The sequence below is a fragment of the Streptomyces sp. CC224B genome, assembly GCF_030010595.1.
Lineage (GTDB): Bacteria > Actinomycetota > Actinomycetes > Streptomycetales > Streptomycetaceae > Streptomyces > Streptomyces longispororuber.
Window position 1 is genome coordinate 1 of sequence record NZ_JASCXL010000031.1, and the last position, 22840, is coordinate 22840.

Annotated in this window: 19 protein-coding genes; 7 read left to right on the forward strand and 12 right to left on the reverse strand. The window is 73.9% G+C overall.

Annotation, left to right across the window (positions count from 1 at the left end):
• Window positions 1-152 precede the first annotated feature (152 nt).
• The 4 genes from opcA to tkt are packed head-to-tail and all read right to left on the reverse strand — an operon-like array spanning window position 153 to window position 5897.
• Window positions 153-1094: a glucose-6-phosphate dehydrogenase assembly protein OpcA gene (gene opcA / locus QK440_RS14875; protein ID WP_282793563.1), complete on the reverse strand. Its 942-nt coding sequence runs from the start codon at window positions 1092-1094 to the stop codon at window positions 153-155.
• Window positions 1091-2623, reverse strand: coding sequence for a glucose-6-phosphate dehydrogenase (gene zwf / locus QK440_RS14880; RefSeq protein ID WP_282793564.1), 1533 nt, complete (start codon window positions 2621-2623; stop codon window positions 1091-1093). Before zwf ends, opcA begins: the two co-directional genes overlap by 4 nt.
• Window positions 2620-3771: a transaldolase gene (gene tal / locus QK440_RS14885; RefSeq protein WP_282793627.1), complete on the reverse strand. Its 1152-nt coding sequence runs from the start codon at window positions 3769-3771 to the stop codon at window positions 2620-2622. Before tal ends, zwf begins: the two co-directional genes overlap by 4 nt.
• A 29-nt stretch (window positions 3772-3800) precedes the next feature.
• Window positions 3801-5897, reverse strand: coding sequence for a transketolase (gene tkt, locus QK440_RS14890; RefSeq protein WP_282793565.1), 2097 nt, complete (start codon window positions 5895-5897; stop codon window positions 3801-3803).
• A 226-nt stretch (window positions 5898-6123) separates the two neighbouring features.
• Between tkt and QK440_RS14895 the strand changes: the two genes are divergently transcribed.
• Window positions 6124-7038 carry an AraC family transcriptional regulator gene (locus QK440_RS14895; protein ID WP_282793566.1) on the forward strand — a complete coding sequence of 305 codons (915 nt, stop codon included), beginning with the start codon at window positions 6124-6126 and terminating at the stop codon, window positions 7036-7038.
• A 42-nt stretch (window positions 7039-7080) separates the two neighbouring features.
• Here the strand turns inward: QK440_RS14895 and QK440_RS14900 are convergent, their stop codons facing one another.
• The gene (locus tag QK440_RS14900) at window positions 7081-8256 is read right to left on the reverse strand and encodes an acyl-CoA dehydrogenase family protein (RefSeq protein ID WP_282793567.1); all 1176 of its coding nucleotides are present in this window, start codon (window positions 8254-8256) and stop codon (window positions 7081-7083) included.
• 286 nt (window positions 8257-8542) lie between these two features.
• Between QK440_RS14900 and QK440_RS14905 the strand changes: the two genes are divergently transcribed.
• Window positions 8543-9340, forward strand: coding sequence for a thymidylate synthase (locus tag QK440_RS14905; protein ID WP_282793568.1), 798 nt, complete (start codon window positions 8543-8545; stop codon window positions 9338-9340).
• On the forward strand, window positions 9337-9852 hold the full coding sequence (locus QK440_RS14910; RefSeq protein WP_282793569.1) for a dihydrofolate reductase: 516 nt from the start codon (window positions 9337-9339) through the stop codon (window positions 9850-9852). Before QK440_RS14905 ends, QK440_RS14910 begins: the two co-directional genes overlap by 4 nt.
• 28 nt (window positions 9853-9880) lie before the next feature.
• On the opposite strand, the gene QK440_RS14915 is transcribed toward QK440_RS14910, so the two are convergent.
• A complete protein-coding gene (locus tag QK440_RS14915; protein WP_282793570.1) occupies window positions 9881-11338 on the reverse strand; it encodes an FAD-dependent monooxygenase in 1458 nt (485 codons plus the stop codon).
• A gap of 127 nt (window positions 11339-11465) precedes the next feature.
• Between QK440_RS14915 and QK440_RS14920 the strand changes: the two genes are divergently transcribed.
• Complete coding sequence (locus QK440_RS14920) at window positions 11466-12107, forward strand: TetR/AcrR family transcriptional regulator C-terminal domain-containing protein (RefSeq protein ID WP_282793571.1); 642 nt, start codon at window positions 11466-11468, stop codon at window positions 12105-12107.
• A 46-nt stretch (window positions 12108-12153) separates the two neighbouring features.
• Here QK440_RS14920 and QK440_RS14925 read toward each other — a convergent pair whose 3' ends face one another.
• The 5 genes from QK440_RS14925 to QK440_RS14945 all read right to left on the reverse strand — a co-directional run bounded on the left by QK440_RS14925 (window position 12154) and on the right by QK440_RS14945 (window position 18114).
• Complete coding sequence (locus QK440_RS14925) at window positions 12154-12630, reverse strand: VOC family protein (protein ID WP_282793572.1); 477 nt, start codon at window positions 12628-12630, stop codon at window positions 12154-12156.
• 138 nt (window positions 12631-12768) lie between these two features.
• Window positions 12769-13719: a universal stress protein gene (locus tag QK440_RS14930; RefSeq protein ID WP_282793573.1), complete on the reverse strand. Its 951-nt coding sequence runs from the start codon at window positions 13717-13719 to the stop codon at window positions 12769-12771.
• A gap of 83 nt (window positions 13720-13802) precedes the next feature.
• A complete protein-coding gene (locus QK440_RS14935) occupies window positions 13803-16169 on the reverse strand; it encodes a phosphoketolase family protein (RefSeq protein WP_282793574.1) in 2367 nt (788 codons plus the stop codon).
• Between the two features lie 608 nt (window positions 16170-16777).
• On the reverse strand, window positions 16778-17647 hold the full coding sequence (locus QK440_RS14940) for a universal stress protein (RefSeq protein ID WP_282793575.1): 870 nt from the start codon (window positions 17645-17647) through the stop codon (window positions 16778-16780).
• A 275-nt stretch (window positions 17648-17922) separates the two neighbouring features.
• Complete coding sequence (locus QK440_RS14945; RefSeq protein WP_282793576.1) at window positions 17923-18114, reverse strand: hypothetical protein; 192 nt, start codon at window positions 18112-18114, stop codon at window positions 17923-17925.
• 81 nt (window positions 18115-18195) lie between these two features.
• Between QK440_RS14945 and QK440_RS14950 the strand changes: the two genes are divergently transcribed.
• The 3 genes from QK440_RS14950 (at window position 18196) to QK440_RS14960 (ending at window position 20970) form a co-directional block, all read left to right on the forward strand.
• Window positions 18196-18399, forward strand: coding sequence for a hypothetical protein (locus tag QK440_RS14950; RefSeq protein WP_282793577.1), 204 nt, complete (start codon window positions 18196-18198; stop codon window positions 18397-18399).
• Window positions 18400-18625: 226 nt separating this feature from the next.
• Window positions 18626-20023, forward strand: a complete 1398-nt coding sequence (locus QK440_RS14955; RefSeq protein ID WP_282793578.1) for a vanadium-dependent haloperoxidase — start codon at window positions 18626-18628, stop codon at window positions 20021-20023.
• A gap of 512 nt (window positions 20024-20535) precedes the next feature.
• Complete coding sequence (locus tag QK440_RS14960) at window positions 20536-20970, forward strand: subtilase-type protease inhibitor (RefSeq protein ID WP_282793579.1); 435 nt, start codon at window positions 20536-20538, stop codon at window positions 20968-20970.
• Window positions 20971-21037: 67 nt separating this feature from the next.
• On the opposite strand, the gene QK440_RS14965 is transcribed toward QK440_RS14960, so the two are convergent.
• Complete coding sequence (locus tag QK440_RS14965) at window positions 21038-22342, reverse strand: phytase (protein WP_282793580.1); 1305 nt, start codon at window positions 22340-22342, stop codon at window positions 21038-21040.
• Window positions 22343-22840 lie beyond the last annotated feature (498 nt).

The following is a 22840-nucleotide window of genomic DNA, read 5'->3' on the forward strand; positions in this document are numbered from 1 at the left end:
AATCCAGATACAGATCCCCCACCTGAAGCGTGTACCGCTCGGCACGCCCCGGATCGGCCTCGAACAACTCCCGCAGATGCGCGCCTTCCAGCTTGGCGCGGTGGTCCTCCAGGGCCGCCCACTGCGGGCGGTCCGTCAGCAGGGGGGTGTGCTCAGGCATGGTCAACGGACTCCTTCGGGGTGGCGGCCTCGCCGTGCAGCGCGACGGCGTACATCTCGTCGGCGTCGAGGCGGCGGAGCTCTTCGGCGATCAGCTCGGCGGTCGGGCGGACCTTCAGGGCGAGGGTCCGCTCGGGCTGGCCGGGCAGGGACAGGGTGGCGACGGGGCCCTCGGGGCGGTCGATACGGATCTCTCCGTTCGCCGTGCCGAGGCGGACCGCGGTGACGACGGGCCCCGCCGTGGTGACGCGCTCGACCGGGACGCCGAGCCGGACGCCCAGCCAGCGCGCGAGCAGTTCGGCGCTGGGGTTCTCGGCCTCGGACTCCACGGCCGCCGAGACGATCTCCGCGCGGGCCTGGTCGAGGGCCGCGGCCAGCATGGAGCGCCACGGCGTGAGCCGGGTCCAGGCCAGGTCGGTGTCGCCGGGGGTGTAGGACGCGGCACGGGCGGCGAGCGCGGCGAGCGGCTCCTCGACGGCGTACGCGTCGGTGATGCGGCGGGCGGCGAGCGCGCCGAGCGGGTCCTTGGCGGGCACCTCCGGGGCGTCGACGGGCCACCACACGACGACCGGTGCGTCGGGCAGCAGCAGCGGGAGCACGACGGAGTCGGCGTGCTGGCCCACCTCGCCGTACAGGCGCAGGATCACGGTCTCGCCGGTGCCCGCGTCGGCGCCGACGCGGACCTCCGCGTCGAGCCGGGTGGCCTGCCGGTCCCGCGGGGTGCGGGCGGTGCGCTTGATGACGACGAGGGTGCGCGAGGGGTGCTCGCGGGCCGCGTCCTGGGCCGCCTTGGTGGCGTCGTAGGCGTTCTCCTCGTCGGTGACGATCACCATCGTGAGGACCATGCCCACGGCTGGGATGCCGATGGCACGGCGTGTTTCGACGAGCGCTTTGTTGATCTTGCTTGCCGTGGTGTCGGTCAGATCGATCTTCATGGCCTGCGCCAGCTCCGTCCGTCTCGTGCGAGCATCTCGTCCGCTTCCTCCGGGCCCCAGCTCCCCGAGGCGTACTGGGCGGGCCTGCCGAGGGTGTCCCAGTGCTCCTCGATCGGATCGAGGATGCGCCAGGACTCCTCGACCTCCTCCGTGCGCGGGAAGAGGTTGGCGTCGCCCAGGAGTACGTCCAGGATCAGCCGTTCGTACGCCTCCGGGCTGGACTCCGTGAACGACTCGCCGTACGCGAAGTCCATCGACACGTCCCGGATCTCCATCGACGTACCCGGGACCTTGGATCCGAAGCGCACCGTCATGCCCTCGTCCGGCTGGACGCGGATGACGATGGCGTTCTGGCCGAGTTCCTCCGTGGCGGTGGAGTCGAACGGGGAGTGCGGGGCGCGCTGGAAGACGACGGCGATCTCGGTGACGCGGCGACCGAGGCGCTTGCCGGTGCGCAGGTAGAACGGGACGCCCGCCCAGCGGCGGTTGTCCACCTCCAGCTTGACGGCGGCGTAGGTGTCGGTCGTGGACCGCGAATCGATGCCGTCCTCCTGGAGGTAGCCCCTGACACGCTCGCCGCCCTGCCAGCCCGCGGCGTACTGGGCGCGGACGGTGGAGCGCTCCAGGTCGGCGGGGAGCCGTACGGACTTCAGGACCTTGAGCTTCTCCGTCACGAGGGACTGGGCGTCGAAGGAGGCGGGCTCCTCCATGGCGGTGAGGGCCATGAGCTGGAGCAGGTGGTTCTGGATGACGTCGCGGGCGGCGCCGATGCCGTCGTAGTAGCCCGCGCGGCCACCGATGCCGATGTCCTCGGCCATGGTGATCTGGACGTGGTCGACGTACGACCGGTTCCAGACGGGCTCGTACATCTGGTTGGCGAAGCGCAGCGCCAGGATGTTCTGGACGGTCTCCTTGCCCAGGTAGTGGTCGATCCGGAACACCTGGTCCGGGGCGAACACCTCGTGGACGATCCGGTTCAACTCCTGCGCCGACTTCAGGTCGTGGCCGAAGGGCTTCTCGATGACGGCCCGCCGCCAGGAACCCTCGGGCGCGTCGGCGAGGCCGTGCTTCTTGAGCTGCTGGACGACCTTCGGGAAGAACTTCGGCGGCACGGAGAGGTAGAAGGCGTAGTTGCCGCTGGTGCCGCGCTTGTCGTCCAGCTCGTCGACGGCGTCGCGGAGCTGCTCGAAGGCGGTGTCGTCGTCGAAGTCGCCCGGGATGAAGCGCATGCCGTCGGCGAGCTGCTGCCAGACCTCCTCTCGGAAGGGGGTGCGGGCGTGCTCGCGCACCGCGTCGTGGACGACCTCGGCGAAGTCCTGGTCCTCCCACTCGCGGCGGGCGAACCCGAGGAGCGAGAAGCCCGGCGGCAGCAGGCCCCGGTTGGCCAGGTCGTAGACGGCCGGCATCAGCTTCTTGCGGGACAGGTCGCCGGTGACGCCGAAGATGACGAGGCCGGAGGGGCCCGCGATGCGCGGCAGGCGGCGGTCGCGGGGGTCCCTCAGCGGGTTGTGCCAGGCGGCGGCGGTCACTTGGCCTCAGCTCCCCGCAGCCGCGTCGCGACGGTGGCGAGCAGGTCGTTCCACGCGGCCTCGAACTTGGCGACGCCCTCGTCCTCGAGCTGCCGCACGACCTCGTCGTAGGAGATGCCGAGCGCGCCGACGGCCTTCAGGTCGGCGCGGGCCTGCTCGTAGCCGCCGGTCACCGTGTCGCCGGTGATCACGCCGTGGTCGGCGGTGGCCTTCAGCGTCGCCTCCGGCATGGTGTTGACGGTGCCCGGGGCGACCAGCTCGTCGACGTACAGGGTGTCCTTGTACGCCGGGTCCTTGACGCCGGTGGAGGCCCACAGGGGGCGCTGCTTGTGGGCTCCCGCGGCCGCCAGGCGGGCGGCGCGGGCGGAGGGCGGCGTCGCCCCGTCGGCCGATCCGAACACCTCTTCGTACGCCTCGTAGGCGAGGCGGGCGTTGGCGAGCGCGGCCTTGCCCTTGAGGGCCTTCGCCTCGTCCGTGCCGAGCGCGTCGAGGCGCTTGTCGACCTCGGCGTCGACGCGGGAGACGAAGAAGGAGGCGACGGAGTGGATGGTGGAGAGGTCGATGCCGCGCTCGTGGGCGAGTTCGAGACCCTTGAGGTACGCGTCCATGACGGCGCGGTAGCGCTCCAGGGAGAAGATCAGCGTGACGTTGACGGAGATGCCGAGGCCGACGACCTCGGTGATCGCCGGGAGGCCCGCCTCGGTGGCCGGGATCTTGATCATCACGTTCGGGCGGTCGACGAGCCAGGCGAGCTGCTTGGCCTCGGCGACGGTGGCCTCGGTGCGGTGGGCCAGGCGCGGGTCGACTTCGATGGACACGCGGCCGTCGCGGCCCCGCGTCGCGTCGTACACCGGGCGCAGGACGTCGGCGGCGGCGCGGACGTCGGCGGTGGTCATCATCCGCACAGCCTCGTCGACGGTGACGCCGCGCAGGGCCAGGTCGGCGAGCTGGTCCTCGTAGCCCTCGCCGGAGCCGATGGCGGCCTGGAAGATCGAGGGGTTGGTGGTGACGCCCACGACGTGGCCGCGCTCGATCAGCTCGGCGAGGCTGCCGGACGCGATGCGCGTGCGGGACAGGTCGTCCAGCCAGACGGAGACGCCTGCGGCGGTGAGGGACGGGAGGGGTGCGGTGGTGCTCATGTACGTCATCTTCTTTCGGATGCTCAGCTGCGTCATGATCAAGCGTGGGCGGCCGCGAGGGATTCCCGGGCCCGGGCGGCGACGTTCTCGGCGGTGAAGCCGTACCGGGCGAAGAGCGTGGCGGCGTCCGCCGAGGCGCCGAAATGCTCCAGCGAGACGATCCGGCCGGCGTCCCCGACATAGCGGTACCAGGTCAGGGCGATGCCGGCCTCGACGGCCACGCGGGCCTTGACGGCGGGCGGCAGGACGCTGTCGCGGTAGACCTGGTCCTGCTCCTCGAACCACTCCACCGACGGCATCGACACGACGCGGGCCGCGATGCCCTCGGCCTCCAGCCGCTCCCGGGCCTCGACGGCGAGCCGCACCTCGGAGCCGGTGGCGATCAGGATGACGTCCGGGGTCTCCTTCGACGCCTCGGCGAGGACGTAACCGCCCTTCGCGGCCAGGTCGTTGGGCGCGTACGTCGGCAGGCCCTGCCGGGACAGCGCAAGGCCGTGCGGGGCGGGTGCGGACGAGCCGCGGCGCAGGATCTCCCGCCAGGCGACGGCGGTCTCGTTGGCGTCGGCCGGGCGTACGACGTTCAGGCCCGGGATGGCGCGCAGGGAGGCCAGGTGCTCGACCGGCTGGTGCGTGGGGCCGTCCTCGCCGAGGCCGATGGAGTCGTGCGTCCACACGTAGGTGACGGGGAGCTGCATCAGGGCGGACATGCGCACGGCGTTGCGCATGTAGTCGGAGAAGACGAGGAACGTGCCGCCGTAGACGCGGGTGTTGCCGTGCAGGGCGATGCCGTTCATCTCGGCGGCCATCGAGAACTCGCGGATGCCGAAGTGGACGGTGCGGCCGTACGGGTCGGCCTCCGGCAGCGGGTTGCCCCGCGGCAGGAAGGACGACGTCTTGTCGATGGTCGTGTTGTTCGAGCCCGCCAGGTCGGCGGAGCCGCCCCACAGCTCGGGGATCACCGGGCCGAGGGCCTGGAGGACCTGGCCGGACGCCGCGCGCGTGGCGACCTTCGTCCCGGCGTCGAAGACGGGCAGCGCCCGCTCCCAGCCCTCGGGGAGGCGCCCGGCGACGATCCGGTCGAGGAGCGCGGAGCGCTCGGGGTTCTCGGCGCGCCACGCGGCGATCCGCTTGTCCCAGGCGGCGTGGGCCTCGGCGCCGCGGTCCAGGGCCCGGCGGGTGTGGGCGACGACCTCGTCCTCGACGGCGAACGTCCGCTCGGGGTCGAAGCCGAGGACGCGCTTGGTGGCGGCGACCTCATCGGCGCCGAGCGCGGAGCCGTGCGCGGCCCCGGTGTTCTGCGCGTTCGGGGCGGGCCAGGCGATGACCGTGCGCATCGCGACGAGGGAGGGGCGCCCCGTCTCGGCCTTGGCGGCGGCGAGCGCCTGGTACAGGGCCTCGACGTCGATGTCGCCGTCGGCGCGCGGGGTGACCCGCTGCACGTGCCAGCCGTAGGCCTCGTAGCGCTGGAGGACGTCCTCCGAGAACGCGGTCTGCGTGTCGCCCTCGATGGAGATGTGGTTGTCGTCGTAGAGGAAGACGAGGTTGCCGAGCTTCTGGTGGCCGGCGAGGGAGGAGGCCTCGGCGGAGACGCCCTCCTGGAGGTCGCCGTCGGAGACGATGGCCCAGACGGTGTGGTCGAAGGGGCTCGTGCCCTCGGGGGCCTCGGGGTCGAACAGGCCGCGCTCGTACCGGGCGGCCATGGCCATGCCGACGGCGTTGGCGACGCCCTGGCCGAGCGGCCCGGTCGTCGTCTCCACGCCCGCCGTGTGCCCGTACTCGGGGTGGCCGGGCGTCTTGGAGCCCTGGGTGCGGAACGCCTTCAGGTCGTCCAGGTCCAGCTCGTAGCCGGCGAGGAAGAGCTGGGTGTACAGGGTGAGGCTGGTGTGGCCGGGCGACAGGACGAACCGGTCGCGGCCGGTCCACTCCGGGTCGGCCGGGTCGTGCCGCATGGCCTTCTGGAAGAGGGTGTACGCGGCGGGGGCCAGGCTCATGGCGGTGCCGGGGTGGCCGTTGCCCACCTTCTGCACGGCGTCGGCCGCAAGGAGGCGGGCGGTGTCGACGGCACGCCGGTCGAGGTCGGTCCACTCGAAGGGCTGCTCGAAGGGGTCGAGACCGTCCGGTGTCTGCGTGCTCATCTGTCAGCGTTCCTTTGCATCCGTGGTACACCCGTGGTGCACCCGTTGTGCCTCCGTGGTGCCCTCAGGCACCGTCCGCCCGGGGCAAAGCCCCTGGTCGAACCAGTTCCGACCGTAAAGGTCATACTTTTGGTGAGGTAGGTGCCCCCGTGCCAGCGTTCGGTGAAAATGGGACACGCACAGCAGCCGGGGTCCCGTCGGGCGCCCCGAGAGCCGAGGGAAGTGGATGATCGAGCAGGGCGGCGCGCACACGAGCGCTCATCGGGGAGCCGCGGAGTACATCCGTACCTACCCCTTCGACCCGAGCGCCAGCGTCTCCGGGGTCGGGATGCAGATCGGCCCGATGGGCACGGACGGCCCCTGGGCGGGCGGCGCCGGGCTCTCGCGCCGCGTGCACCGCATCGACTTCCACGTCCTGCTGTTCTTCCGGCGGGGCCCGGTCCGCCACACCGTCGACTTCGCGGAGTACGAGGCCGGGGCGGGCGACATCCTGTGGATCCGGCCCGGGCAGGTGCACAGCTTCTCGGCCACGGACGAGTACACCGGTACGGCCCTGACGATGCAGCCCGGCTTCCTGCCGCGCGCCATCGTGGAGGCGACGGGCCTGTACCGCTACGACCGGCCGCCGCTGCTGCACCCGGGCGAGGAGCAACGCGCCGCGCTGGCCGCCTCGTTGGAGCAGGTGGAGCGCGAGTACCTGGACACGTCGACGCTGCCGCCGAGCCTGCACACCTCGGTCCTGCGGCACGCGCTGACGGCGCTCATGCTGCGCGTCGCGCACGTCTCGGCCCAGGCCGCGGCGGACGAGTGCAGGCCGCAGCCGGACACGACGTTCACGCGGTTCCGCGCGGCGGTCGAGCAGGGCTTCACCACCAACCACAGCGTCAGCGCGTACGCCGACGAGCTGGGGTACTCGCGCCGCACGCTGGTCCGCGCGGTGCGCGCCGCCACCGGGCAGACCCCGAAGGGCTTCATCGACCGGCGCGTGGTCCTGGAGGCCAAGCGGCTGCTGGCGCACACCGACCTGCCGGTGGGGCGCATCGGAGCGGCCGTCGGCTTCGCGGACTCGGCGAACTTCTCGAAGTTCTTCCAGCAGCACACCGGGGTGACGCCGGCGGGGTTCCGGGCGGAGCAGGTGTGAGGCGTTCCGGTGGGAGCGGCGTGCCCGACGGCACGGTCGCGGTCAGCGGCGTACGCGGGGCATGCCCAGGCCGATCCAGGAGATGATCTCGCGCTGGATCTCGTTGTTGCCGCCGCCGAAGGTGAAGATGACCGCCGAGCGGTAGCCGCGCTCCAGCTCGCCGTGGAGCACCGCGCCCGCGGAGCCCTCCTTCAGCGCGCCCGCGGCGCCCACGACCTCCATCAGCCAGGCGTAGGCGTCCCGGCGGGCCTCCGATCCGTAGACCTTGACGGCGGAGGCGTCCTGCGGGGTGAGGGTGCCGTCCTGGACGGCGTGCACCATCTGCCAGTTGAGGAGCTTCATCGCGTCCAGCTTGACGTGGGCCTGCGCGAGGCGGCGGCGCACCCAGGGCAGGTCGATGACGCGGCGACCGTCGGCGAGCTTGGTCGCGGCGGCCCAGCGGCGCACGTCGTGCAGGGCGCGGACGGCCATGGTGCCGTGCGCGGCGAGGGTGACGCGCTCGTGGTTGAGCTGATTGGTGATCAGCCGCCAGCCCTGGTTCTCCTCGCCGACGCGGTGACCGACGGGCACGCGCACGTCCTCGTAGTAGCCCGCCGTGGTGTCGTGCCCGGCGAGGGTGTGGATGACGGTGCAGGAGTAGCCGGGGGCGGACGTCGGCACGAGCAGCAGCGAGATGCCCTGGTGCGGCGGCGCAGCCGGGTCGGTGCGGACGGCGAGCCACACCCAGTCGGCGGTGTCGCCGTTGGTCGTCCAGATCTTCTGCCCGTTGACGACGTACGTGTCCCCGTCCCGCACGGCGCGGGTCTTCAGGGAGGCGAGGTCGGTGCCCGCGTCGGGCTCGCTGTAGCCGATCGCGACGTCGATCTCGCCGGAGAGGATGCGCGGCAGGAAGTACGCCTTCTGCTCGTCGGTGCCGAACCGCATGAGGGTCGGGCCCACGGTGTTGAGCGCCATAAGGGGCAGCGGGACGCCCGCCTGGGCGGCCTCGTCGAAGAAGATGAACTGCTCCATGGGGGTGAGGCCGCGCCCGCCGTACTCCTCGGGCCAGCCCACACCGAGCCAGCGGTCGGCGCCGAGGCGGCGGATCGTCTCGCGGTAGAACCGCTTGTGCGCGTGGCCGCCCTGCCGGACGCGCGCGTCCTCGGACACCAGCGAGGTGAAGTAGGCGCGCAGTTCGGCGCGCAGCCGCTGCTGTTCGGGCGTGTATGCGAGGTGCACGGCGCCTCCTGGCGGTCCGTTGCTGCGTCGGCCCTGACACCGTCCCCGGCCGCCGCCGCACCGCGGCGGCCCGCCGTGACGGCGGCCAGACTAGAACCTGTTCCAGTAAGGGGGAAGGGCGACGGCAGTACGACCTGAGGGGCGTCCGACGACCTGTTCGCGCTCTGGAGCGAACGTTCTACCCAGAGCGCGAACAGGTTCTCCGGCGGCGCTCCGACCCGGTCCCCGGCGGTCGGCGGAGGCGGCCGTTCGAGTGCGGTCCCGCAGGCCAGTACACTCGACGCCCGTGGCGGACACCCAGTACGAAGACCTGTTGAACCTGGTGCTCACCTCCGGAACGGCCAAGGCCGACCGGACGGGCACCGGCACCCGAAGTGTCTTCGGGCACCAACTGCGCTACGACCTCTCCCAGGGGTTCCCGCTGGTCACCACCAAGAAGGTGCACCTCAAGTCCATCGTGTACGAGCTGCTGTGGTTCCTGCGCGGCGACTCGAACGTCGGCTGGCTGCGGGAGCACGGCGTGACCATCTGGGACGAGTGGGCCGACGAGAACGGTGACCTCGGTCCGGTGTACGGCGCGCAGTGGCGTTCCTGGCCCGCCCCGGACGGCACGCACATCGACCAGCTCAGCGAGGTCCTGGAGACGCTGCGCCGGGACCCGGACTCCCGCCGGATGATCGTGTCCGCCTGGAACGTCGCCGAGCTCGACAAGATGGCGCTCGCGCCGTGCCACGCCTTCTTCCAGTTCTACGTCGCCGATGGCAAGCTCTCCTGCCAGCTCTACCAGCGCAGCGCGGACCTGTTCCTCGGCGTCCCCTTCAACATCGCCAGCTACGCCCTGCTCACGCACATGGTGGCGCAGCAGGCCGGCCTCGAGCCGGGTGACTTCATCTGGACCGGCGGCGACTGCCACATCTACGACAACCACGTCGAGCAGGTGACCGAGCAGCTCTCGCGGACCCCGTTCGCCTTTCCCGAGCTGCGGCTGCGGCAGGCGGAGTCGCTGTTCGACTACGCCTTCTCCGACGTCGAGGTGGTCGGGTACCGCCACCACCCGGCCATCAAGGCCCCGGTCGCGGTATGAACGTCGGGCTGATCTGGGCGCAGACCCCCGACGGCGTGATCGGCGCGGGCAACGCCATCCCGTGGCACCTGCCCGAGGACATGGCGCACTTCAAGGCCACCACCCACGGCCGTCCCGTGGTGATGGGGCGCAGGACGTGGGATTCGCTGCCCGCGCGCTTCCGTCCGCTGCCGGGCAGGCGCAACATCGTGGTCACGCGCGATCCGCGGTGGGCGGCCGACGGCGCCGAGCGCGCCGGGTCGGTCACCGAGGCCCTGGAGCGCGCGGCCGCCCCGTCCGACGCTGCCGCTGCCGCTGCCGCTGCCGCGACGACCTGGGTGATCGGCGGAGGAGAGATCTACCGGGCCGCCCTGGAGTACGCCACGACGCTGTCGGTGACGGAGGTCGAGACGGCGGTGGAGGGCGACACCTACGCCCCGGTGCCGGACCCGGCGTGGACCGTCACCGAGGACACGGACTGGCGGACCTCCACGTCCGGTCTGCGCTACCGCATCCGCCGCTACCACCGCTGAGGCGCGTCGCACCGCCTCGGCCGAGCGGCTAGGCGGCGTCCCGGGCCCGGGCCACGTGGCCGTCCGGGCGGATGAGCGCGGAGCCCACGCCCGCCCAGTCAGGGCGGTCCGTGACCGGCGGCCCCTGGTGGACGACGGCCTCCGGCCAGGTGCCGCCGTCGTGTCCGCCGAAGTCGAGCAGGACGGGTCGGCCCGCGCGCAGCAGGTCGTACAGCCGCAAATCCTCGGTGAGCCGGAGGTCGGGGGCGCGGCGGCCGGTGAGCGGGTGGCGGTCCGCGCCGTCGCCGTCGGCGGGCGTGTAGGGGGTGCTGTACGCGGTGTCGTAGGCGACGTCCAGGGCCGTGAGCCCTTCGGCGAGCTTCCGGGAGAAGGCGGGGACGGTGGCGACGGCCTCGCTGAGCAGGGCCCGCAGGGCGAGTCCGTCGCTGGAGTACGCGGTCATGAGCGCGGTCTGGGCGCGCGTGGTGGCGAGCAGGGCGGCGCCGACCGGGTGGCGTTCGCGGTGGTAGGTGTCGAGCAGGCGCTCGTCGGCGGCGCCGCGCGCGACGGCGGCGAGCTTCCAGCCGAGGTTGGCGGCGTCCTGCACCCCGACGTTGAGGCCGACGCCGCCGGCCGGGAAGTGCATGTGCGCGGCGTCGCCCGCGAGCAGGACCCGGCCCGCGCGGTAGGCGGCTGCCTGGCGGGCGGCGTTGCCGAAGCGGGAGAGCCAGCGCGGGTCGCGCATGCCGAAGTCGCGGCCGGTGATGCGCAGGACGTTGGCGCGCAGCTCCTCGAAGGTGAACTCGCCCGGCCAGTCGGCCCGTCGGTCGTCGGGGGTGTGCCCGACGAAGCGGTGCGCTCCCCCGGGCAGCGGGACGCACATGAGGCCGCCTCGTGAGGTGCCCACGCTGAAGGCGGACCCGGCCGGCGGCTCGTCGAGGACGACGTCCCCGAGCCAGCCCCACACGGTGGCGGGGGTGCCGGGGAAGTCGATGCCCGCGGCGGTCCGGACGGTGCTGCGGGTGCCGTCGCACCCCACGACGTACGCGGCGTCCAGGGTGTACGCGCCCTCGGGGCCGGTGGCGCCGACCCGTACACCGGACGCGTGCTCGGCCAGGTCCGTCAGGCGGTGGCCGCGGCGGACGTCGGCGCCCGCGGCGCGCGCGTGCCGTTCGAGGAGGGCTTCGGTGCGGGCCTGCGGCAGCAGGAGCGTGAACGGGAAGCGCGTGTCGAGGCCGCTGAAGTCGAGGCGGTCGTCGAGCGAGCCGAAGTGGCCGGTGGGGTTGCGCAGCCCCTCGGCGAGGAACGGCTCCACAGCGCCGCGTGCGGCGAGGACCTCCAGCGTGCGCGGGTGCACGGTGAGCGCCTTGGAGTGCGGTGACGGCTCGGGGCGCTGTTCCAGGACGGTCACCTCGGCGCCGCCCAGGCGCAGCTCCGCGGCGAGCCAGAGCCCGACGGGCCCGGCTCCGGCGATGACGACGTGACGGCTTGTGTGCGTGGTGCGCACGGGCACTCCTCTCCGGGCGTACGGCCGCGTCCGAGGGCACGGGGGGCCGCTCGGTGGCGTACGCCATGACGTTTCCCCACCGATTTGGTCAGTGACCAAGTCGACGGAACGCCAGTAGACTAGGTCAGTGACCAAAAGGCAAGCGCCGCCCGGGCGGCAGGAGAGCGGTTACCGCGCCGGGCTCACCCCGGGGGCCGTGGCCCGCGCCGCCCTCGGCGTCCTCGCCGACAAGGGCGCCGACGGTGTGTCCGTGCGCGGTACGGCGGAGCGGCTGGGGGTGCGGATGAACACCGTGCTCTGGCACGCCAAGACCAAGACGCGCCTCCTGGAGCTGATGGCCGACGCGATCGTCGCCGAGGTGCCGCTGGACGGGCTGCCCGCCACCTGGCGGGAGCGCGTGCGCGAGCTCCTGCGCCGCTACCGGCGCGCCCTGCTCGCCCACCGGGACGGCGCCCGCATCGTGGCGGGCACGTACGCGGCCGAGACGGCCACGCTGCGGTTCGCCGAGGCCCTCACCGCGGCCCTGCTCGACGGCGGCCTGTCCGAGCGGGACGCGGCGTGGACGGCGTGGGACCTGCAGTACTTCGTGCTCGGCCTGACGCAGGAGGAGCAGTCCGTGCCGGCCGCGGGCGACCGGCGCCTGGCCGAGGCGGTCAGGGCGGGCGACTACCCGTCACTGGCGCGGCTGGCCGAGCACTTCGGCGACACGTCGTTCGACGGCCGGTTCGAGCACGGCCTCGACCGGCTGCTCGGGCCGGAACGCGCGTGACCGCCGCCGGGCCGGGTGCCCCCGGCCCGCGCGCCGCACCGGGGTCTCAGGCGCCGTCCGCCGCGGCCCGCAGCGCCGCCACGTCGAGCTTCCGCATCGTCAGCATCGCCGCCATCGCGCGCTGGGCACGGCCCTGGTCGGGGTCGCCGATCAGCTCGCCGAGCGCGGCGGGGACGACCTGCCAGGACAGGCCGTACTTGTCCTTCAGCCAGCCGCACTGGCTCTCCGTGCCGCCGTCCGCGGTGAGCGCGGACCAGTAGTGGTCCACCTCCTCCTGGTCGGCGCAGTCGATCAGGAAGGACACGGCCTCGTCGAAGGTGAACTCCGGGCCGCCGTTGATGGCCGTGAAGCGCCGGCCGTCCAGCTCGAAGTCGACGGTCAGCACGGTCCCGGCCGGGCGCGGGCCCGCCTCGCCGTAGTACGACACGTTGGTGACCTTGGAGTCGGGGAACACCGAGACGTAGAACTCGGCGGCCTCCAGGGCCTGGTCGTCGAACCAGAGGCTGGGCGTGATCGTGGGCATGTCGGTCTCCTGTCGTCCGTGACGGCGGCGCGCGGCGCGTCGCCCCGCTGTCTGTAGGACCGCCCCTCGCACCGGAACTCATCGCGGCCCGGGCGGCGCGTGCCGCGGCTGACCCCGGAGTCAGGCGTACGGGAGGAGTCACGCGTACGGGACCACCGCCACGGGGCGGGCCACATGGTGGATCGCGGCGTGTGCCGTGCGGCCCAGGCGCGGCCCGGCCGTGGTGCGGCGCCCGACGACCAGGAGCGCGGCGTCGGCGGCGGCCTTCGGCAGCTGGGTCCCCGGGCGCCCGAAGACCACCCGGGCCACCACCTCGGTCCCGGGGAAGGCACGCCGCCACGGCTCGAGCGCACCGAGCAGCTCGGCCCGGGCGGCCCGCTCCCGGGCGAGGTGGTCGGCCAGGTCGGTGGCGCCCTGCGAGCGGGCGGCGCGCGGCGTCGACCAGGCGTACAGCACGCGCAGCGGCGCGCCGCGGGCGGTGGCGGCCGCGAAGGCGTACTCGACAAGACGCTCGCCCGGGTCGCGGACGTCGAGGCAGAGGACGACCGGCCGGTACGGCGTGGTCCGCGAGGGCGCCCCGGCGGCGTCGGGGACGTGTGCGTCCTCGGGCCGCTCCCCCGCCCGTACGAGCACCACCGGCCGCTCGGCGCGGGCGGCGGCGGACGTGGCGACGGAGCCGGCCAGGAAGCCGGTGAACCCGGCGGGGACCACGGGCCCCGGCGAGCCGAGTACCAGCGCCTCGGCCTCCGTGCTCGCGGCGAGGAGCGCCGGGACCACGGGCCCGCGCGGCTGCTGGGCGTGGATCTCCAGGGCGGGGTGGACGTAGGCCAGGGCGATCGCGGCCCGGTCGAGGACGCCGCGGGCCCGGTCGGCGTCCGGACGGAGCAGGCGGTGCCCGCGCGCCGGGGGCGCCCCCGCGTTCACCAGGCGCAGCGGGACGTCGTGGCGCAGTGCCTCGCGGGCCGCCCAGTCCGCGGCGTCCATGCTGGCGCGGGAGCCGTCGACGCCCACGGTGACCACGCGGGGGACGGCCGGCGGGACGGCGCGCAGGCGGATTCCTGACGGGGAGAGCGTGTGGTTGCGTTTCATGACGTACCCCAGCGGGTGGGTTGTCGGTCGGGTGTGGTCGGCACCGGCCCCGGGCGGCGGCCGTCGTCCCGGGAACCGGTCGGTCAGTAGGGCCACGACCAGTCCGCGACCTCCGGCAGGTCGGTGCCGTGCTCGCGGATCCAGGCGTGGTGACGGGTGCGGACGTCGGCCATGAGCTGGCGCAGGCCCGTGGCGCGCACGGCCAGGCCGGGGACGCGGTCGACGACGTCCATGACGAGCCGGTAGCGGTCGAGGTCGTTGCGGACGACCATGTCGAAGGGCGTGGTGGTGGTCCCGGCCTCCTTGTAGCCGCGGACGTGCAGGTTCGCGTGGCCGGCGCGCCGGTAGGCAAGCCGGTGGATGAGCCACGGGTAGCCGTGGTACGCGAAGACGACCGGCTTGTCGCGGGTGAAGAGCGCGTCGTACTCGAAGTCGGCCATGCCGTGCGGGTGTTCCTCGCGCGGCATCAGACGGGCGATGTCGACGACGTTCACGACGCGCACGGCCAGCTCCGGCAGGTGTTCGCGCAGCAGGGCCGCGGCGGCGAGGACCTCCTGCGTGGGCACGTCGCCCGCGCAGGCGAGGACCACGTCCGGGTCGCGCAGGCCGTCGTCGGTGCCCGCCCACTCCCACACCCCGGCGCCCCGCGCGCAGTGGGCGCGGGCCGCGTCCAGGGTCAGCCAGTCGAAGCAGGGCTGCTTGCCCGCGACGATCACGTTGACGTGGTCGCGGCTGAGCAGGGCGTGTTCGGCGACGGACAGGAGCGTGTTGGCGTCCGGCGGCAGGTAGACGCGGACGACCCCGGGGCTCTTGTTGAGGACGTGGTCGACGAAGCCGGGGTCCTGGTGCGAGAAGCCGTTGTGGTCCTGGCGCCACACGTGCGAGGTCAGCAGGTAGGTGAGGGAGGGGATGGGGGCGCGCCAGGCCAGCTCCCGCGAGGCCTTGAGCCACTTGATGTGCTGGTTGACCATCGAGTCGACGATGTGGACGAACGCCTCGTAGCAGGAGAACAGGCCGTGCCGGCCGGTGAGCAGGTACCCCTCCAGCCAGCCCTGGCACAGGTGCTCGGAGAGGACTTCCATGACCCGGCCGTCGGGGGCGAGGTGCTCGTCGGTGGGCAGGATCGCCTCCTGCCAGGCCTTGCCGCTGGCGGTGAACAGCGCGCCGAGGCGGTTCGACTCGGTCTCGTCGGGCCCGACGACGCGGAAGTCGCGGCGGTCGGCGGTGTCGGCGAGGACCTTGGCGAGCATCCCGCCGAGCACCCGGGTGGGCTCGTGCAGGGCGGTACCGGGCTTGTCCACCGTGACGGCGAAGTCCTCCAGGGGCCGCAGCGGGAGGCCGAGGGTGAGCCGGCCGCCGTTGGTGTGCGGGCTCGCGCCGAGGCGCCGCTCGCCCTCGGGGACGCAGGCGAGGACCTCCGGGGTGGGGCGGCCGTCCGCGTCGAAGAGCTCCTCGGGCCGGTAGGAGCGCAGCCAGGCTTCCAACTGCCGCAGGTGGGCGGGGTTCTCGCGGACTTCGGGCAACGGGACCTGGTGGGAGCGCCAGGTGCCCTCGACGGGCAGCCCGTCGACCTCGGCGGGCCCGGTCCAGCCCTTGGGCGTACGCAGCACGATCACCGGCCACGCCGGGCGGAGGCCGCGCTCACCGGTGGTACGGGCCTCCCGCTGGACGCGGGTGACGCGGTCGACGGCCCGGTCGAGGGCCTTGGCCAGGTCGTGGTGGACGGCGCGCGGGTCGTCGCCGCTGACGTGCAGCGGGTCGTAGCCGTAGCCCCGCAGCAGCGCGTCGAGTTCCTCCTGGGGCAGCCGGGCCAGGACCGTGGGGTTGGCGATCTTGTAGCCGTTGAGGTGCAGGATCGGCAGCACCGCGCCGTCGTGCACCGGGTCGAGGAACTTGTTGGAGTGCCAGGAGGCGGCGAGCGGACCCGTCTCGGCCTCGCCGTCGCCGATGACACAGGCCACCAGCAGGTCCGGGTTGTCGAAGGCGGCACCGTAGGCGTGGGAGAGCGAGTACCCGAGCTCGCCGCCCTCGTGGATGGAGCCGGGCGTCTCGGGCGCGACGTGGCTGGGCACCCCGCCGGGGAAGGAGAACTGGCGGAACAGCCGCTCCATGCCCGCGGCGTCCCGGGTGACGTCGGGGTACGTCTCCGTGTAGCTGCCCTCCAGCCAGGAGTTGGCGAGCACCGCGGGCCCGCCGTGGCCCGGGCCCCATACGCACATGACGTCGCGGTCGTGTTCCCGCACGACCCGGTTGAGGTGGGTGTGGACGAGGTTCAGGCCGGGCGAGGTGCCCCAGTGGCCGAGGAGCCGGGGCTTGATGTGCTGCGGCCGGAGCGGCTCGGTGAGCAGCGGGTTGGCCAGGAGGTAGATCTGACCCGCAGCCAGGTAGTTCGCGGCACGCCAGTGAGCGTCCAGGGCGGAGAGCTGGTCCTTGGCCATGGAAGGCTCCATTCTGTCGGCGCTGTGAGCACTCCGGGAAACGTGCGGGGTGGCCGGGTTCCACGGCACGCGCGCTTCCAACCGGGCGAGCCACCCGCACGGGAGGACTTGCCCGGCACGGGGGGTGTGCCCCACTTGGGGGTGGACCGGTTGGGGGGCCGGGGCGGGGTGGCGGGGGCCTTGTGGTGGGGTGTGGGGCGGGGGCGCCGGGGCCTCGCGGCCAGGGGCCGGGCGAGGGAGCCGAGGCCGGTGGCGTGGGCCCTTGCGGAGGGCTGGACCGCCGCATGCTGGAACAGGGGCACCGGGGCCTCAAGGCCAGGGGCCGGGCGGGGGTGCCTCGGCCGATAACTCGAACCTTTCGAAGGGCTGAGCCGCCTCATACCGGAGCGGGCGCCAGGCCCTCACGGCCAGGCACCGAGCGAGGGCACCGAGACCGGTGGCACGGCCACCTTACGGAAGACCGCGCCACCGCAAGCCGGGCCGGACGGAGCAGCCCCCACCGCAGACGGCAGCCGGACCCGGGCGCCGCACGCCCGCTGCCGCAGCGGCAGCCGGGCCCGCACGCGGCACGCCCCGGCCCCGCCGGTCCCGTCACACCCCCCGGCCGCCCTCCCCGCTCCTCAGCGGTGCGGCACCACCGCCACCGGGCACGCCGCGTGGTGCAGGACCGCGTGGTTCACCGGGCCGAGCTGCATGCCCACGTGGCTCGTGCGGCGCCGGGCGCCGACCACGAGCAGGTCGGCGGTGGCGGCGGCGTCGAGGAGCGCGGCGCGGGCGTCGCCCTCGACGACCCTGCGGCGCACGGCCACGGCCGCGCCGGGAGGCGCCACGCCGTCCAGGACGGTCCGCACCCGCGCCTCCGCCCGCTGCTGGTGGGGGTCCGCGGCGTCGGTGGCCCGCGGCCGGTCCGGCGCCTCGTGGGCGGGGCAGCGCCAGGCGTGCACCAGGTCGACGGCGGCACCGCGCCGCTGTGCGCCGCGCAGGGCGAAGTCCAGCACGGTGCGCGCGCCCGCGGCCTCGTCGACACCGACGGCGACCCGGCGGTGGGCCCCGTCCAGGTTCCGCTCCCCACCGCGCACCACGATCACCGGGCACTCCGCGTGCGCGGCGACGGACAGGCTCACCGAGCCCAGGAGCAGCCCCGCGAGCCGGCCCCGGCCCCGGCTGCCGACGAGCACCGCGTCCGCCGTACGGCTCTCGCGGATCAGCGCGGCGGCCGGGTCCTCGTCGAGCACCTGGCTCGTGACCTTGACGGAGGAGCTGCGGCTGTGGGCGCGCTCGGCCGCGTCCGCGAGTACCCGGTCGGCCTCCGCCCGCACCAGGGCCCGGTTGATGCCGAAGGAGGGCTCCCGCCCCTCGTACCACTCCCAGCTCGACGCGTGCACGACGCGCAGCGGCAGCGCCTGGCGGTCGGCCTCGTCGACCGCCCAGTCCAGCGCCCGCAGGCTGGACTCGGAGCCGTCGACACCCACGATCAACGCTTGCTCCACGGGCCATCGGCCCTCTCGTCCCGTCGCGAACTCCCTCGCGAACTCCCGGCGAGGGCCCGGGGCACAGCTCCGGACGGTCGCCCTTGGACGGTCGCGCCCGGAGCGCCCCCGGGGCCCTCCGCACGACGCTGACAGCGCGACGGCATCCGCGCGAGTGCCGAACAGGCCTGTGCGCGAGGACCGAGTGGCCCCTGTGGCCGGGACACGCCCTCCGCCGCGCCACAACTCCGGTCGTACGCCTCCGTGAACCCAAGGGCCCCAGAGGTCCCACCGCGCTATACCGCGCCCGACGGCAGCCACCACAGCGGCAGCGCGCGGGCGGCCGCGGGCAGCAGGCGCGGCGGCCACGCCGACGTGTGGCTCGACGAGCGCGGCCGGGTGGTGGCGACGTGCCGGACCGCAGTGGGGTGGGCACCCCGGCCGGAACCGCCGTGGGCCCGGCCCCTCGTACGAGGGACAGTACGCATCCGTGCCACCCGTCATGGGCAGCCATGTCGGCGCTCCGCCCCTCCCCCGGGAGGGGGCCCTCGCACGCAGAAAGGGACTTCATGCGCCGACGCCTGACCACGGTCCTCCTCGCAAGCCTGGCCCTGACCGCCCTCACCCTCACCACGGCCACCGCCACCACGGCGGCGGCCCCCGCCCCGCCGAATCCGGGGCCGCTCCTGCCCGCGCCCGAGTCCCTGATCACGGAGGGCATCTCGATCGAGGGCCCGCTCATCAACAACCTCGGACTGCCCCAGCTCATCTGAGGCCGCGCCGCCGCCGGGGCGCCGCGCGCTCCGGGTCCGTACGGCCCGCCGCGACCGGCGGGCCGTGCGCGGCGTCGCCCCCTGTGCCGCCGGGCACGCCGACGGGCGGAGGCGGCGGGCGGAGGCGGCGGGTGTTTCGGCCAAAAACGAACAGTCGTGTTGGAGGCGGCCGTTCCCTGGGGAGCCCCCTTCCCGTCATCATCACCGACGCTTCAGGGGGGCCACGATGCACGGACGCACAGCCCGGCGAAGAGAGCCGGCCCGACGTGGGCACCGGCGGCGGATCGCCGCCCTGACCGTGGCGCTGGCCGCGGCCGTCGGCACGCTGGTGGCCGCGCCCGCGCCCGCCGCCGCGGCGCCGAACTTCGACGGCGACCCGATCCATTACTGGAACGGCGTGCTCCAGCAGGCCATGCGCACCCGGGGCGGCGCCCCCGGCCCGCTGGCCCGCGCCGCCGCGATGCTCAACGGCGCGATGTACGACGCGGAGAGCTCCTACCGGCTGCGCTGGCACAGGATGACCTCGGAGCCCTACCTGGAGGCGTACCGCTACGACGCGATCCTGGAAGGGCCCGCCGAGGAGGAGCGGGTGATCGGGCGCACGGCCTACAAGATCCTGCTCGGCATCTTCAAGGAGCAGAAGCCGTACCTGGACCAGAAGTTCACCGACCGCTTCGGCACCAGGCCCGACGAGTTCGACCTGCTCGACCACACCGTGGTGAACAAGGTGGTGGCGCGGATGGAGAGCGCCCGCGCCGCCGACGGCTTCGACGACCAGCGCAAGTACACCGGGGACAAGGTCCCCGGCGCCTGGCGGCCGACGCACTACGCCGACCTGCCGGACCCGTCCTGCGCGCAGGAGAGCCAGGCAGCCACACCGTACTGGGGCGAGGTGAAGCCCTTCGCGATCCCGACCGGCTCCGAGTACCGGCCGCCCACGCCCGACCTCTACGGCACCTACGACCGGCTCCTGGCCAGTACGGCCTACCGGGACCAGGTCGACAAGGTGCGCCGGGCCGGTGCCGCGAACGCGCCCGAGAGCGAGCGGTCCCGGGACCAGACCGCGGCCGCCTGGTTCTGGGCCAACGACGCCAACGGCACCTACAAGCCCCCGGGGCAGATTCTCCAGCACACCCGCGAGGTGGCCACGGCGCAGAGGCTCACGACGTACCAGAACGCCCGGCTGTTCGCTCTCGTCTCGCTGGCCATGGCGGACGCGTCGATCGCCGAGTGGGACGTGAAGTACCGTACGCCGATCGACCTGTGGCGGCCGGTGTCCGCCATCCGGGACGGCGGTCTCGACCGCGGCTGGAAACCCCTGGCGGGGACGACGCCCTGCTTCCCGGCGTGGGCCTCGGGGCACGCGTCGTTCGCCGGGGCGTGGGCGGGCGTGCTGGAGCAGTACTTCGGCACGGGCGACATCGCCGTCACCCTCACCACCGACGAGCCGAAGTCCCCCGTGAAGTCCCGCTCCTTCACCAGCTTTCGGCAGGCGGCGCGGGAGAACGCCGACAGCCGGATCTACCTCGGCGTCCACTACCCGTGGGACGCCACGGACGGCCTGGCCGTCGGTGACAAGGTCGCCGACTACGTGACGACGAACAAGCTCAAGCCCATCCCCTGACGCGGGCCGGGGCTCCACACGGGTGACGGTGCGCCGGGCGGGGACGCGGCTCCGCACGGGTGACGGCGCGCGCCGGGCCGGGACTCCGCACGGGTGACGGCGCGCGCGACGCGCCGTCACCCCCGCCCTCCCCCTCCGCACGCGAAGGAACACCCCCGGGTACAGCCGGGACTTTCGGCCGAAATGGTGCCGCGCGGGCCGGAGGCCACCGCCCGTCGGCGCAGGTCACACGGTCGTTCTCCGTTGTACCAGCGGCTGCGGAACGGGAGCCGCACCGCGTCCGGCACCGTCCCCGCGGCACGGAGCAGGGTGAGCCGGTTCGCGTGATGCCCGGCGGGACGCCGCATCCAGAAAGCGCCCCTCCGCTTGCGGCGCGCGCGGCGGACTTGCCAGACTCCCCGCCGCCACCAGGTCACGGCACGCGCCCCAGCCGTGCCGTGCCCCGGCGCGTGCCCTCCGGCGGACGGGTCCGCCGTCCGCCCCGAGCCCGCCCATGTGTCAGGAGGGGTACTGTGCCCACACCGTCCCGCATCCTCAGCGCGGCCGTCATGGCCGCCGGCATCCTGGCCACCACCCACCCGGCCGACGCCGCCACGACGCAGGTCACCGAGGTGCACGCGCCCACGGCGCTGGTCCTGTCCGTCGGCAGCGGCGAGCACGCGGCCACCGCCACCGTGCGCCGTGCGGTCACGCTGACCTGCGGGCCGAGGCCGACCGGCACGCATCCCGCGCCGCGGGCCGCCTGTACGGAACTCTCCTCCGTACAGGGCCGGTTCGACGCGCTGGTCGACGAGACGCCCGGCGTGCAGTGCACGATGGAGTGGGACCCGGTCGTCGTCTCGGTCACCGGCGTCCGGGAGGGCAAGCACGTCGCGTGGAGTGCCACCTTCGACAACCCGTGCTGGAAGAACGCCACGCTGGCCGGCTCCGTGCTGCTCACCTTCTGACCCCACCCTCGCGGGTGCCTCGGCCCGGGGCATGCCTCCCCCCGGCTCCGCCTCGGGCCTCGGCGGCTCAGTCGTCCAGGGCCTCGGTGACGTCCCCGAGGTCGACGAACTTGAACCCGGTCGCCTCGCGCCCGCCGTCGGCCGGGGTCTCGTGGCCGTCCTGGACGACGAGGAGGCCGTGCGGGTACTTTCGCCCCAGGGGCGCGTTCAGCGCGGCGGCGCCGTCGCACTCCTCGGAGCCGTCGAGCCGGGCCGAGGCGGCGGTGACGCGGAAGCCGCCCTCGTACTCGTTGTTCTCGCCGGTCTCCCGGTCGTACGCGGCGAAGGTGTCGTCGCCCTGGCTGGAGGCCAGCAGATAGCCGTCCCCGTCGGACTCGGTGAGCAGGGTCAGGCCCTCGACGTCGGCGCTGAGGCGGGTGCCGCCGTAGCCGGGGTCGGCACCGGCGACGCACTCCTCGGTCTCCTCGTCGTAGGTGCCGGGAACGCCGTACTCCCGTACCTTGTCGATCAGTTCGGGGCGCCCGGTGAGGTCGGCGCGCAGCCGCCAGATGCCGACGTCCTCCTGTCCCGCGTAGAGCGTGCCGTCGGCGGGGTCGACGACCATGCCCTCGACCTGCGGCAGTTCGCCGGGCTCGGCGCAGGGCGTCCAGGAGGTGCCGTTCGGCAGCCGGAAGGACGACGGCAGGTCCAGGGTGCGCACGGTGCGGTACCCGACCGTGCCGCGCGGGGTGGCGGTCAGCTCCAGGAGCGCCACCGCGGTGCGCTCGCGGCGGCTGACCAGGGCGTAGGAGCGGCCGGTCGCCTTGTCCGTCCAGGTGGCGAGCCCGTAGGCGGTGCGCTGCTCGTTCACCTCCTCCTCACTCGCCGAGAAGACGGCGGGGGCGGCCGGGTCGGTGACGTCGGCGAGCGGCCCGCCGGGGCGGTCCCGGTCGACGCGGTAGACCCGGAGGCGGTCGTTGCCCCGGTCGGTGGTGACGGCGAGGTCGGCCCGGCCCGTGGAGAGCCGCACGCCCTGGAGGAGGTCGACGTTGTTGAACCGGCCGGGGGCGTCGTCGGGCCCGGTGGCGGGCGGCGCGGGCACCGCCTGCACCTGGCGGGCGTCGAGGTCGTAGACGCGCAGCCCGCCCTCCTTCGCCGTGGCGATCACCAGGCTGCGGCCCGGGTCGGCGGCGTTGCGCCAGATCGCCGGGTCGTCCGCGTCGGCGTTCCCGCCCGCCTCGTCGTCGTACAGCGTCGGGGTCTCGGCCCGGGGCGTGACCTCCGGCAGCGCGTCGGCGCCGGTCCGCGCCTGGGCCGGTCCGGTCACGGCGACGGCCACCAGGGCGGCACCGAGGGCGAGGGCCACGGTTCGGGGGGTGTGGTGTCTGACCACGAAAGGTCTCCTCGTCGAAGGGGGTACGGGGTGTAGCGGGGTGGTGCGAACGGCGAGTCTGCGAGCGGACCGTGACGAGTTGTCAGGCGGTAACGTGACGCCCCGGCATCCGCGCCGTGAACAGGGACCTCCCGCGCGAGGCCGAGACCGGCCCCGTGGGGTACGCCGCCCTCGGCCGGGCCGGGCACCGCCCTCAGCCGATCCGCGGCGGACACGGCCGCACCGGGCGGAACCGACCGGACCGGGCGGACACGGCCGCTCACGGCAGGGTCCAGACGGCCACTCGACCGGAGTCGCACGGATGCCGGACGCCGGATGCGACAGGGCCGTCGGGAGGTCGTTCCGGTGCCGTCCGGCCCTGCGGTGACGCGGGTGCGGGGCCGGTGTTCCCCGATGTCGGGGCCGTTCGGCCCCTCTTCGCCCGGCGGCGCGGAACCGCGCCGGAACGCCGCCCGGTGCCTGCTACACAGAAGGGGCCGCCGGATGCGACGCGGCGGT